General features: G+C 61.3%; 10 protein-coding genes and 1 rRNA gene. All 11 read left to right on the top strand.

From position 1 onward, the window contains the following. The first annotated feature begins 22 nt into the window (after positions 1 to 22). Positions 23 to 1408 (top strand): argininosuccinate lyase, encoded by a 1386-nt coding sequence (gene argH, locus GO707_RS07240; RefSeq protein ID WP_157012658.1) that lies wholly within the window; start codon positions 23 to 25, stop codon positions 1406 to 1408. A gap of 395 nt (positions 1409 to 1803) precedes the next feature. Further along, a complete protein-coding gene (locus GO707_RS07235; RefSeq protein WP_114538823.1) occupies positions 1804 to 2619 on the top strand; it encodes a hypothetical protein in 816 nt (271 codons plus the stop codon). Positions 2620 to 2783: 164 nt separating this feature from the next. Continuing rightward, positions 2784 to 4190, top strand: a complete 1407-nt coding sequence (locus GO707_RS07230) for an ATP-binding protein (protein WP_157012657.1) — start codon at positions 2784 to 2786, stop codon at positions 4188 to 4190. A 116-nt stretch (positions 4191 to 4306) separates the two neighbouring features. Beyond that, entirely contained in the window at positions 4307 to 6499 is a 2193-nt protein-coding gene (locus GO707_RS07225; RefSeq protein ID WP_147272666.1) for a transglycosylase domain-containing protein, read from the top strand. Positions 6500 to 6658: 159 nt separating this feature from the next. Further along, the gene (locus GO707_RS07220; protein WP_147270606.1) at positions 6659 to 7168 is read left to right on the top strand and encodes a bacterioferritin-associated ferredoxin; all 510 of its coding nucleotides are present in this window, start codon (positions 6659 to 6661) and stop codon (positions 7166 to 7168) included. Further along, on the top strand, positions 7158 to 9665 hold the full coding sequence (locus GO707_RS07215) for a U32 family peptidase (RefSeq protein ID WP_114538827.1): 2508 nt from the start codon (positions 7158 to 7160) through the stop codon (positions 9663 to 9665). Before GO707_RS07220 ends, GO707_RS07215 begins: the two co-directional genes overlap by 11 nt. A gap of 66 nt (positions 9666 to 9731) precedes the next feature. Next, on the top strand, positions 9732 to 10943 hold the full coding sequence (tyrS, locus tag GO707_RS07210) for a tyrosine--tRNA ligase (protein ID WP_022738973.1): 1212 nt from the start codon (positions 9732 to 9734) through the stop codon (positions 10941 to 10943). 163 nt (positions 10944 to 11106) lie between these two features. Next, on the top strand, positions 11107 to 11535 hold the full coding sequence (locus GO707_RS07205; RefSeq protein ID WP_022738977.1) for a hypothetical protein: 429 nt from the start codon (positions 11107 to 11109) through the stop codon (positions 11533 to 11535). Positions 11536 to 11582: 47 nt separating this feature from the next. Next, entirely contained in the window at positions 11583 to 12041 is a 459-nt protein-coding gene (locus tag GO707_RS07200; RefSeq protein ID WP_022738980.1) for an RNA polymerase sigma factor, read from the top strand. Next, positions 12038 to 12835 (top strand): anti-sigma-I factor RsgI family protein, encoded by a 798-nt coding sequence (locus GO707_RS07195; RefSeq protein ID WP_157012656.1) that lies wholly within the window; start codon positions 12038 to 12040, stop codon positions 12833 to 12835. The genes GO707_RS07200 and GO707_RS07195 overlap by 4 nt, the downstream gene beginning before the upstream one ends. Positions 12836 to 13320: 485 nt before the next feature. Next, positions 13321 to 13661: ribosomal RNA gene (locus tag GO707_RS07190) — 16S ribosomal RNA — on the top strand; the annotation flags it as partial.

Here is a 13661-nt window from a genome sequence, read left to right as displayed (position 1 = left end):
ACCGATTTACCGAGGAGACACTATGGCACTGTGGTCTGGAAGATTCACCGAAGGCGCCGATGCCTTTACCCAGCGCTTCGGGGCGTCGCTGCCCGTGGATCAGCGACTCTACGTCGAGGACATCGCCGGCTCTATCGCCCATGCTAACATGCTGGCCGCCCAGGGCATCATCGCGACCGCCGATGCCGAAGCCATTGCAGAAGGGCTCCAGGGCATTCTGGCCGACATCACCTCCGGCGCGCTCACGTTCGACGTGATGGAAAGCGAGGACATCCACATGGCCATCGAGGCGGAGCTGACCCGCCGCGTGGGGGATGCCGGGGCTCGGCTGCACACGGGCCGCTCGCGCAACGACCAGGTGGCCACGGACACGCGCCTGTACGCCAAGCGTCGCGCCGGCGAGCTCATGGCCGCCAACGTCGCCCTGCGCGAGGCGCTCATCGCCCAGGCCGAAGCGAACTTCGACGTCATCCTGCCGGGCTACACGCACCTGCAGCATGCCCAGCCGGTGCTGTTCTCGCACCATATGCTCGCCTACGTGCAGATGCTCGCCCGCGACTACGATCGTCTCGCCGCCGCCCGCAATGCCGCTGACGCGTGCCCCTTGGGAGCTGCCGCGTTGGCCGGAACCACCTACCCGCTCGACCGCTTCGCCACCGCAGAGGCGCTCGGCTTCGACCATCCCATCCCGAACTCGCTCGATGCTGTGTCCGACCGCGACTTTCTGCTCGACCTCATCTACGCCTGTAGCGTGTCGTGTTTGCACCTGTCGCGTTTGTGCGAGGAGATCGTGCTGTGGTCGTCGGCGGAGTTCGGCTTCATCACGCTGTCGGACGCCTACTCCACCGGCTCCTCCATCATGCCCCAGAAGAAGAACCCCGATTTCGCGGAGCTCATCCGCGGCAAGTCGGGCCGGGTCGTGGGCGATCTGGTGGCCCTCATGATGACGCTGAAGTCGCTGCCGCTCGCCTACAACAAGGATCTTCAGGAGGACAAGGAGGGCGCCATGGACGCCGCCGACACCCTGGAGGACTGCTACGTATGCGCTGCCGGCATGATCGCCACCATGACGGTGAACGCCGACGCCATGGCCACCCAGGCGAAGAAGGGATATCTGGCCGCGACGGATGTGGCCGACTACCTGGCCAAGAAGGGCCTGCCCTTCCGTCGGGCCCACGAGATCGTGGGGCATCTGGTGCTCACCTGCGAGCAGCGCGGCTGCGATTTGGAAGACCTCACGCTGGACGATTTCAAGGCGGAGAGCGATCTTTTCGAATCCGATATCGTGGAATGCCTGAACCTGCCCGCCATCGTCGCCGCCCGCACCACCTTCGGCGGCACGGCCCCCGAAGCGGTGCGCGTGCAGCTGGCGGCCGCCAAGGCGCAACTCGTCGGTTTTGGAGCTTAGTTTATTGCCAAAGCGCGTTTAAGCGTAGTTTGGTAAATCGAGAATTCTGCTGTATCCCGCTGCGGCACAAGCGACTCCGCTTGCGCCGCAGCTTTCTCTATGCTGTCTTTCGATTTGGGCTTTGCTATAATCGAGCCACCACAACCGCAAGTGACATGCTTGCATACAACTTCAGAGCTGCGGTACAGCTGCATCGAAAACCAGGGCAGGAGAGCATCTGCCATTCAAGGTTTTCGTGCGGTTTGCCCGTTCTGAAGTCCTTGCGGTTGTGGTGACTGCGGTGGATGCTCTCCTCTTTCGCGCGTTCGCTCGCAGTGAGTCAAAGAGGATGTGGCTTACGTGTCGAGTTGGCCGTCATCTAGCTTTCGAGACGCAACGACGGAAAGGACGATCGCGTGTTTGGCAAAGATGATTCGAAGAAGGCCGTTGCAACAAGATTGGCTTTCGCTGTGGTTTTCGCTTTGGCCTTGCTGGGGTGTGCGGGCTGCGCTCAGGTGACAGGAGGTGCGTACGATTCTCCATCGACCCCGGAGTCTGCACAGACAGATGCGCAAAAATCTACTGAAAGTGCTCAAGACGCTGAGAGCGTTAGCGATGACGAGGGGGAAGAAAAATCTTCTGCTGCTGAGTTGCCGGCAGAAGAGGTCGAGGTTATTACCGGAGATAATGAGCTTGACGCTAAGCTGAGCGCGATTAAAAGCGAGACAGAAGCAGCCTCGTCCGATCTCGAAAGCAGGTTCAGCGAGATTAATACTGCGGTTGGTGACACTTACCAGGGGTATGCAGACAATTCGAGCCAAGTTCAAGATGCTTACGATTTTGCTTTGCAGCGTTCGGAAGCTCTGTATGAGTCAATCCTTGCTGGTATGACGGACTATTATGCTCTTGTCCGAGAAAAAGGGCTGGACGATTATAAGACTTGGTCAAGAGCCATGGAGGATGGCTATGGGGTGTGGGACGATGCCATGAAAGACTATTACGAGGCGTGGGACCGACTGCTCAAAGACTCGTACGAGCAGTATGATGGGGCCATCAACTCTGGTTATGAGACGGAGGAATACAAAGTTGTTTCAGATACATGGACTGACATGTATCGTGCTTACGATGACTCGTGGACCGATCAATATCGTGCCTATGACGACAACTGGAGCAAGTTGTATCGTCTGTATGACGACTCGTGGAGCGAAATGTACAGGGATTCCGTTGGCTAACGTTTGCCAGAGATTTGTCGTGGAGCCCGTTACCTCGTATGTCTGGTGAAAGCGCTCCGGCGAAAGAGACTTGTCTACGAACGAAGACGCGAATAGCTAGTTGCAAATAAGATACTCGTGATTATAATAATCGTGAGTATCTTATTTTGCTGTAAGGAGTGCCGTTGTTCGTCGGACGTGAAAACGAGTTGGAGACGCTTGAGCGGGCCTATGATGCTGATGTCTTCCAGATGGTGGTGGTGTATGGACGACGTCGTGTGGGCAAGACGACCCTGCTAACTCATTTCGCCCAGGACAAGCCGACGCTTTTCTTCACGGCTCAGCAGCAGACTGACGCGGATAACCTGGCTGATTTCAGTGTCGAGATTGCGCAGTTTTTCTCGCTGCCGCCGGGAACAAGGTTCGACGGTTGGGATGGTGCTCTGCAGTTTCTCGCGGAGCAGGCTCGGCGAGAACCGTTCCTTTTCGTATTCGACGAGTTTCCCTATGCTGCCGAGGCTAATCCGTCGCTGGTTTCGAAAATGCAAATCGCCATAGACCATCATTTCGCTCAAACGAAGGCGTGTCTTGCGCTATGCGGAAGTGATCAGGGATTCATGGAGAGCGAGGTGCTGGGCAAAAAGAGCCCCTTGCACGGCCGCCGCACGGCGCAGATTCGTGTGCGGCCCTTCGACTATTTAACGTCAGCGCGCATGGTTCCAACGGTAAGCGCAGAAGACGCTTTTCGGTACTACGCCTGCGTGGGCGGGGTGCCCTATTATCTGGCGCAGATTGATGAAAGTCGGCCGTTCCTCGACAACATCGCCGATCTGTTTTTTTCGACTGACGGATTGCTCTATGAAGAGCCTCTTATGCTGTTGCGACAGGAGTTGCGCGAACCGGCTGTGTACAACTCGATTCTTCGCGCCATAGGCTCGGGGGCAACGCGGCGCGGCGAGATTGCTGCTCGCGCGGGACTTGAGGCGACGGCGGTGTCGAAGTACTTGGCAACTCTAGAACGCCTTGACATCATCGAGCGCGTCGTCCCTTTTGGAGAGAACCCTCAAACTTCGCGCAAAGGACTCTACCGTTTCGCCGATGCCTGCTACGACTTTTGGTATACCTTTGTCATGCCGGCAGTTGGAGACATCGAGGGAGGTGCCGGTCGTATTGTCGCTGAGGGGCTTTCCGACGAAGTACTCGGAACCTACCTCGGTCATCGGTTTGAACGCGTGTGCTCCCAATGGCTTCTCGAAGAGTCCCTGGCGGGACGCCTTCCGATACGGGCCTCGTCATTCGGGCAATGGTGGGGAACCGATCCGGCGCTTCGCCAGCAGGATGACGTCGATGTCGTGGCCGCAGACCGCGCCAGCAAAACGGCCTTAATAGGGGAGTGCAAGTGGCGCAACTCGTTCGACGAGACGGAAGTGCTGGAGAAGCTGCACCACCGCGCCGATCTCGTCAAGGGCTACCGCATCGAATTCTTCTACTTGTTCTCGAAGAACCCTCTTTCGACGGCCACCTTGCGAAAGATGAAGGCGTCTGGCGACGAATTTTCGGTAACGCTGGATGACTTGTATCGGCATCGATAAGGGCAGAATGGGAAGCCCCTCGTCCTCTGTGCATTTCCTGGTGGCGGCTCCATCTTATGAACCCTCCATAACTCATTGGTAAAATGGCCAGACCTATAACTGATGGAGGTTAATTCGTGGGTTCTCGCGCAATGAAGGGCCGTAAGGGCACGAAAGTAAAGAATAAGAAGGTCATCGTTTTGTCGGTGCTGGGCGTGTTCGTCGCCTTTCTCGCGGCGGGCGTGTTCGGCGTGGTGACGCTGTGCAACTCCTGGCTGGAGGATCTGCCCGACTACCAGAACGCCGACGCTTACAACACGGCGCAGCCAACCATGGTTTACGCATCGGACGGCACGACGCTGCTCGCCGAGTTCCAGCTGGAGAATCGCGACCCGGTGGCTCTCGACCAGATTAGCGAGTACGTGCTGAAGGGCACCGTCGCCACCGAGGACGAGCGCTTCTACACCCACTCCGGCGTCGATTACCTCGGTGTGGCCCGCGCGCTCGTGAACAACCTCATGGGCGGCGAGCTGGAGGGCGCCTCCACCATCACTCAGCAGTTCGTGCGCAACACGATTCTTTCCGACGAGATGCGCGACATCTCCTTCAAGCGCAAGATCCGCGAGATGTACATTTCCCAGAAGCTGGAAGAGCAGTACTCCAAAGACGAGATCCTGCTCATGTACCTGAACACTATCAACTACGGTTCCGGTGCCTACGGTATCGAGGCCGCCGCCGAGCGCTACTTCTCCAAGGACGCGAAGGACCTCACGTTGAACGAGGCGGCCACGCTCGTGGGCATTCCCCAGTCGCCCACCTACAATAACCCCATCGATTATCCGGACAACTGCCTGAAGCGCCGCAACACCGTGCTCGACCGCATGGTGTCCAACGGGGTTATCACGGCGGAGGAGGCCGACGCGGTGAAGGCCGAGCCCATCGAGCTGAACCCCTCCGAGCCCTCCATGACGGGCATTCTGGCCTACCCCTACTTCACGAGCTACGTGCGCAACCAGCTGACCAACCCCGAGGGCAAGTACGCCTATTCCACCTCCGAGCTGTTCAAGGGCGGGTTGAAGGTGATCACGACGCTGGATATCGAGGCCCAGACCGCCGCCGAAGAGGCTGCGGCCGAAAAGGAAGAGGAGGCCGGCGATCCCTTCGAGGTGGCCATGGCCGTTGTGAACCCCGAGAACGGCTACATCGACGCGCTGGTGGGCGGTCGCGATTACGAGAGCTCCCAGGTGAACATGGCCACGGGCGAGGGCGGCGCGGGCCGTCAGGCCGGATCGTCGTTCAAGCTGTTCACGCTTTTGGCGGCTATCAACGAGGGCATCGACCCGGAAACGCTCATCGATGCTGGCTACAAGGTTGATTTGGAGGGCGGCGAGCCTGTCTACAACAACGATAAGGCCGATTACGGCACGCGCACCATCAAGAGCGCTTTCGGCGTGTCGTCGAACACGGCGTTTATTCGCTTGCTTCTCTCCGTGGGCGTCGATAAGGTGATCGAGATGGCCCACGCCATGGGTATCACCTCCGATTTGCCGGCGGTGGCGGGCCTTACCCTGGGCATCGGTTCGGTCACGCCGCTCGAAATGGCTGACGCCTATGCCACGGTGGCCAACGGCGGCGTCCACTACGATCCGGAGTGCATCATCTCCATCGAGGACAAGAACGGCAACGTTATCGTGGACAACACCGACCCCACGGGCGAGCGGGTGTTCTCTCGCGAAGTGGCTCGGGCGGCGCTCGACTGCATGGAAGTGGTCATCGACAACGGCACTGGCAAGGCGGCTCGTCCCGATAACGGCCAGGAGGCCGGAGGCAAGACCGGTACCACCGACGACAAGAAGGACAGCTGGTTCTGCGGTGTGACCCCGCAGTACGCCGTGGCCATCTGGCTGGGTGACCGCTCCGACTATTCCGAGGCCCAGGCGACGACTACGACGGCGGCCAGCGTCTTCGGCGATTTCATCGACAAGATGATCTCCCCGACGCAGACGGTGAAGTTCTTCGAGGCAGATAAGCCCGAGTACAAGAAGGATTACCGCGACGAGGACAACCATATCGGCGGCTACTACTCTTCCAAGAAAAAGAAAGACGACACCGAGGTGACCACGAAGCAGGATGATGAGGAGACGCCCGAGGGCGACGGCGACGAGAACGGCGGCAACGAAGGCGGAGAGGGCAACGAGGGCGGCGGCAACGCCGAGCCGACACCGACACCGACGCCGGAGCCTACCCCGGAGCCCGAGCCAACGCCGGAGCCGACGCCGGAGCCGACGCCCGACCCAGCCCCGGACGACGGTGGCGGCGAGGGTGCCTAAAGCAGCGTAGCCGCGACATAATTGTTGCGATACCGTGACGGCGGTACGGGCCCGGGGGTGCGGACTGCTATCATAGCGAATGAGAAACCAAAGCCTCGCTCGACGAGGCTGCCCTGAGCAAGCAACCGGTGCCTCAAGGTACCGAAGACGGGAGAAATCATGAGGAAACGTACCATCGCGCGGGTTTTGGCTGTGGCCCTTGGCGCGGCTTTGGCCCTCGGCGCTCTTGCCGGTTGCCAGTCGCCGGCCACTGGAGCCACCGACCAGCAGCAGGCCAATCGCACCTACATGACCAAGGTCAACCAGGCGGTGGAGGAGCTGAACACGCGCCTCGGCGAATTCGACGAGGCGGTGGCTCAGGAGAGCGTCGTCAATATGCGCAACAAGGCCAACAGCGCCTTCGAGGCCATTGACGCTCTGGCGGCCATCGATACGCCGGACGCCATGAAAGACCTGCAGACGAACTACGTCGACGGCTGCAACAAGCTGAAGGATGCCCTGAACAGCTACATCGATTTGTACACGGAGATCAGCAGCGCAACCGAGGAGGCGCCCTTCGACTTCAGCGCCTACGACGGGCGCGTGAAGGAAATCCAAGACGCCTACAACGAGGGCATCGACAAACTGAAGGCCGCCGACGAAGAGGCTTTGAAGCTGAATGAAGACTAATCAAGTAGAACTGCTGGCGCCGGCCGGCAATATGGCGGCGCTGCATGCGGCGGTGGCTGGCGGGGCCGATGCGGTGTATCTGGGGTTTGAGACCTTCAATGCGCGGCGCGGGGCCGACAACTTCACCCTGGAGACGCTGCGGGAGGCCTGCGACTTCGCGCATCTGCGCGGGGTTTCCGTCTACGTCACCATGAACACCATCATCCTGCCCGACGAGGTAGGGGAGGCCTTGGAATGCGTGCGCCAGGCTTACCGCGCCGGAGCCGACGGCTTCATCGTACAGGACATCGGCCTGGCTGCGGAGATCTCCCGCACGCTCCCCGAAGCGTCGCTGCACCTTTCCACGCAGATGAACACCCACAACCTCGCCGGCGTGCGCGCGGCGGCCCGCTTAGGGGCCGAGCGCATTACGCTCGCCCGTGAGGTGTCGCTGGACGAGATCGCCCTTCTGTGCGCGGCGGCGGCCGAAGAGGGGATGGAAGTGGAGGTGTTCGCCCACGGCGCATTGTGCGTGTGCTACTCGGGCCAGTGCTTCATGTCCTCCATGATCGGCGGCCGCTCGGCCAACCGGGGGATGTGCGCTCAAGCGTGCCGGCTTCCCTATGAGCTGCAGAACAAGGCTCTGCAGAAGAGCCTTCCCTCGCCGGGCGATCACTTGCTTTCGCCCCAGGATCTGTGCACGGTGGATCGCGTGGACGACCTCGTGGCCGCCGGCGTGGCGTCGCTTAAAATCGAGGGCCGCATGAAGTCGCCCGAGTACGTCTTCGCCGTGACCTCCGTCTATCGTAAAGCTCTCGATGCTGCTTTGGCGAAGGAGAACGCGGCTATCACCGATGCCGATCGCGACCGCCTCACCGATGCCTTCTCCCGCGGTTTCACCACGGCTTATCTGGACGGCAAGCGCGGCAACGATATCATGAGTTACCAGCGTCCCAACAACCGCGGCCTGTTCCTCGGCCGCGTCGACGAGGTGCGCGATGGCGCCGCCTATTTGAAGAGCGCCCATGCTCTGACAGAAGGCGACGTCCTGGAGTTCTGGACGCGCAAGGGCAACGGCACGCTGACGCTGGGGCCGGTGCGCACCGACAAGAAGGGCCGCTACCATTTGCCGCTGGAAGGCAAGACGCGCACGGTGAAGGCCGGCGACCGCGTTTTCCGCGTCCGCAGTGCCGAGGCCGCCTTCGAAGACGACGCCCGTGAGCCCCGCGTGCCCCTCGTCGGCACCGCCACCCTCCACATCGGCGAGCCTCTTCGCATGGAGTTCCACCCCGCAGCCGAGGCCGATATCGAAGGCGCTCCCCGCACCACCCTCGCCGTTGCCCGTCGCCTGCAAGCTGCCTTCCCCGATGGGGTTTCCGGTGTCGCCGAAGGCGCGCCCGTAGAGGCGGCTCGCACCCGCGCCGTCTCCTTCGACGACGTCGCCGCCCACATCGACCGCCTTGGCAACACGCCCTACCAGCTGGTGAACCTCACCATCGATATGGACGACGGCGTCGGCATCGGCTTCTCGGCCCTGCATGGCGTGCGCGCGGCGGCGCTGGACGTCCTCACCGAGGCGCTTACCGCCGAGGGCCACGGGCGCACCCTGCCCCGCACTACTCCGCGCGAGCCTCTGCCCGCAGCGCGTCCCACCGGCTGCCGCGTGGCCGTCACGGTCACGAACCCCGCTTGCGCTCGCGCCGCCAAGCGCGCCGGCGCGCACATCATCTATGTGCCGGCTCTGAACTACCGGCGCGGCGAGGCGGTTATCGCCGGCCAGAAGAACGCCGCTGCCGAGCAGGCCGGCTACCCCAAGGGCTGCATTCCCATCATGCCTGTGGCCGATCACGAGGCCGTTGGCGGCGCGCGCGAAGCGGTCGTCGATGCCGACGTGTGGAAGTATGCTGCCGAGGGCAAGCCGCTTCTGGCCGAAAGCCTCGGTGCTATGGAACGGGCTTCCGAAGAGGGGGCGCTGCTCGATGTCGGCTCCCATGTGCCCATTACCAACCAGCTCTCCCTGGCCGTCGCCAGCGAGTTCGGTGCCGCGCGCGTGTGGCTCTCGCCGGAGCTCACGCTGCGGCAAATCGAAGAGGTTGCCAAAGATGCCCCGGTGGAACTGGGCGTGCTGCTCATCGGCGCCCAGGAGCTCATGGTCACCGAGCACTGCATGCTCATGAGCCAGGGCCCGTGCGACGAGAACTGCGCCGAATGCCCGCGTCGCAAGAGCCCCCATGTGCTGAAGGATCGCAAGGGCTACGAGTTCCCGGTCGTCACCGACGCCATGGGCCGCAGCCACCTCTACAACGCGGTGGAACTGGATATCGCCTCGTCGATGCCCGAGTTGCTCGCGGCCGGCATCTCCTCCTATATGGTGGACGCCACCCTCATGAACGCCGAGGAGACGGCCCACGCCGTGGGGCGCGCCATTCGCGCCCTGCACGTGGCCCAAAACGACGGCAACGCCATCGCGAAGATGCCCAACACCACCTCCGGCCACCTCTACCGCGGCGTCTCGTAGCGGCTGTGCTAGAATTTCCAGCACTTGTATAAAGGTATCGCGATATTAAAGAAAAGCGGAGGCATCATGCTTACTCCTGAGGAACAACTGCACATTATCAAATCCGGTACGGCGCAGATCGTGCCCGAATCGGCGCTCCTGGAGAAGCTCAAGCGCGGCGTGCCGCTGAACGTGAAGCTCGGCGTCGACCCGACGGCCCCCGATATCCATCTGGGCCATGCGGTGCCCCTGCGCAAGCTGCGCCAGTTCCAGGATCTGGGGCATCAAGTGACGCTCATCATCGGCGACGGCACGGCGCTCATCGGCGACCCGTCCGGGCGCAACACCACGCGCCCGCAGCTCTCGCGCGAAAAGATCCAGGAGAACGCGCAGACCTACGTTGACCAGGCGTTCAAGATCCTCGATCCCGAGAAGACCGTGCTGCGCTACAACTCCGAGTGGATTCTCGATTTGAACATGGAGTCGCTGCTGAAGCTTCTCGCGAACTTCACGGTGGCCCGCATCTTGGAGCGCGACGACTTCCACAACCGTTACACGTCGGGCCAGTCCATCAGCTTGCACGAGTTCCTCTACCCGGTCATGCAGGCCTACGACTCCGTGGTCATCAAGGCCGATGTGGAGCTCGGCGGCACCGACCAGCTGTTCAACCTGCTCGCCGGTCGCGAGCTCATGGAGAAGATGGGCATGGAGCCCCAGGTCTGCCTCACGCTGCCCTTGCTCGAGGGCACCGATGGCGTGAAGAAGATGTCGAAGAGCTACGGCAACTACATCGGGCTCACTGACGAGGCGGCCGACATGTTCGGTAAGGTCATGTCCATTCCCGACGAGCTCATGGTGAAGTACTACCGCCTCGCCTCCACCGAGGCTGTGGACGAAATCGACCGTATCGAGGCAGGGCTGGCTGCTGACGAGCTGCATCCCAACAAGGTAAAGCGCGCGCTCGCCCGCAACATCGTGGCCGCCTACTACGACGACGTGGCCGCCGAGGCCGCCGAGGCCGACTTCGACCTCAAGTTCAAGGAGCACGGCTTCCCGGCCGACGCCCCCATCTTCGCGCCCGATCTGACGCCGGATGAGAACGGCCTGGTATATGTGGCGAAGATTCTGGTAGATGCCGGCGTGGCTGGCACCGCCTCCGAGGCGCGTCGCCTTATCGACGGCGGCGGCGTGAAGGTCAACGGCGAGGCGCTTGCCCCCAAAGCCTACAATGTGGCTCCCGAGGTTCTCGCCGGCGCCGAGGTGCAGGTGGGGAAGAAGAAGTTCGTGCGCTTCGAGTAGCTTTTGAGGCCGGCGTAAGTGTGCTGAGGTTTGCCGGCTGAGTGCCAGCGGCGTTTTCCGCTTAGAGGAGTTTTTTCCAGAAATGAAAAAAGTTGCAAGGATTCGCGTGGCTGAATCGTGTTACTTGCAGAGACGGAAGAAAACTCAAGGAGGAACCTGAATTATGAAGAAGTCTACCTTCGTTGTTGTCGTGGTGCTCGCGTTGGCGCTTTGCGTGCCGGCGGTGGCTTTCGCCGCCCTTTCCCCGTCGTCGCCGATGGCGATCGGCTCCCGTTCGGCTGCGGCGACGTGTCCGAATTACGCCGACCGCAATGCCAACGGTGCGTGCGACCGGCATGAGAATGGTGCGTGCCCCGGCTACACTGATGCCGACGGCGATGGCGTCTGCGACAACTACCAAGACGGCGCGTGCTCTGGGTATGTGGATGCCGACGGCGACGGCATATGCGACAACTGCGCCGGTGCTGGAGCGAACTGCCCGGGCTACGTGGATGCCGACGGTGATGGCGTCTGCGACAACTACGGCAGCGGGAACGGCCAGGGTCATGGCCATGGCCGTCACCATGGCGGCGGCCACGGCTGCGCTCGCTAAACAAACCCTGCGAGTGCGTGAGATCTGCCCCTGACATAGAAGAGACTATGGCGCGTCATGGCGATACCGTGTGGCGCGTTTGCCTTACGGCGCTTTGTCGCCATGCGGATGCCGAGGACGCGTTCCAGAATTCATTTCTAAAATACGCACTCGCAGATGATGTTCAGTTTCGTGAAGAGGAACATCGCAAGGCGTGGTTGATTCGCGTTGCTTCGAACACGTGCCGCGATATGCGGCGGGCGGCTGCGAGTAAGAATGTGCCGCTTGATGAGACCTCATTCGAATCGCTCGCGTCCCGCGATGAGGAGGCTCAGCCCGATTCGCGTGTGAAAGAAGTGCTCGATGCCATGAGCGACCTCGATGACCCTCCCCGCACTCCCGTGTATCTTGCCCTGTACGAGGGCTACACGGCTCCGGAGATCGCCTCGATGCTCGACGTCCCCGTGAATACCGTGTATTCCTGGATTGCCCGCGGCAAAAAGACGCTGAAGGAGGCCCTCTCATGACCGATCTTGAGCAGCGTATCCGTGAGGCCTACGATGCTCAGCATGCTTCCGAGGCGCTCCGCGGACGCACGCTGGCCCTTCTCGAGGAAGAGCGGAAGAGGCGGCCGGATGCTCCTTCTGTTGAGGTGCATCGCGCCTCCCTGCGGCGTCGCCCGCGAGTGCGTGTCGTCACTGCTTGGGCCGCATGCCTTTTGCTCGCGCTGGCCCTCGTCGGTGCCTATGGCGTGTATCGTGCGCCGTCTGCTTTCGTGGACATTGAGGTGAATCCCTCTCTTGAGCTTACGGTTAATACGTTCGGTATCGTGATTGAAGCCGAAGCGCTCAATGATGATGGCGCTGTCGTGCTCGGCGCTGTTGATATGCTGAATCGCCCTTACGGCGACGTCATCGGCGCGCTGCTGTCGAGTGACGCATTCGGCTCTTATGCTGAGAAAGATGCGTTTATTGACGTCAACGTGGTTTCTGAGAACAATCGCTTGGGGGAGAGCCTTGTTGCTCAAAGCGACGAGGCGCTGTCCTCTGCATCCTGTGAACATGCTTGTCGCCGTGCCGATAGCGCCACTCGCGATGCGGCAGCTGCGGCGGGTTTGGGCGTTGGTCGCTATCAGGCTGCCCAAGAGCTGATGAGCCTCGATCCCTCATACACGCTCGAGGAGTGTGCTTCTATGACTATGCGTCAGCTGCGTGATCGCATCGACGCATGCCACAGCGGCCAGGAGGGCGATTCCTACGAGGGCCACGGACATGGCCAAGGGGCCGGTAAGGGATATGGTCACGGCCGTCATGGCAATTAAACGAGGCGACGCATAACGTATTGCGACGGAATTTCGGCCGTCTCAGGGGCCATTCGTGCGGATGAAAGATTTTTCAAATTCCCCCTTGCGCGAAATCCCGGGAGCTGTATCATATGCGAGCTGCCTTTTTCGGAAGTGCGGAAGGCGGCGCCCCCGGCGCCCCCGGCGGTCCGGGCGGCCCGTCGGGCGGGAGAGCGAAGTTGTCGAGATTTCGTGAACCGCTTGACGGGGGATGCGAGTCCCTGTAAAGTATTTCCTTGCGTCGCTCGCGAGGGCGGCGGGGCGGGAAGCCTCCCGCGGAACCTTGACAACCGGATACTGAGGATGGAATTCGAGAGACGGAACAAACGTCTTCTCGGATGTCAGACGGACATTCGAGAGAGCAAGCTTAACTTTTTCCCTGTCAGGGGCCCTAAGGCCCCGACGGAGAGTTTTAAAAACAGAATCACACTCACATGATCTGTCGGCGGCGGAGACGCCGCCTTCGAACGGAGAGTTTGATCCTGGCTCAGGATGAACGCTGGCGGCGTGCTTAACACATGCAAGTCGAACGATTAAGACGGCTTCGGCCGTGTATAGAGTGGCGAACGGGTGAGTAACACGTGACCAACCTGCCCCGCGCTCCGGGACAACCGCTGGAAACGGCGGCTAATACCGGATGCTCCGGGGAGGCCCCATGGCCTCCCCGGGAAAGCCCTGACGGCGCGGGATGGGGTCGCGGCCCATTAGGTAGACGGCGGGGTAACGGCCCACCGTGCCCGCGATGGGTAGCCGGACTGAGAGGTCGACCGGCCACATTGGGACTGAGATACGGCCCAGACTCCTA

The sequence above is a fragment of the Adlercreutzia rubneri genome, from assembly GCF_009755265.1.
Lineage (GTDB): Bacteria > Actinomycetota > Coriobacteriia > Coriobacteriales > Eggerthellaceae > Adlercreutzia > Adlercreutzia rubneri.
The sequence above is the reverse complement of the archived record's forward strand: the minus strand, read 5'-3'. Positions and strand labels throughout refer to the sequence as shown.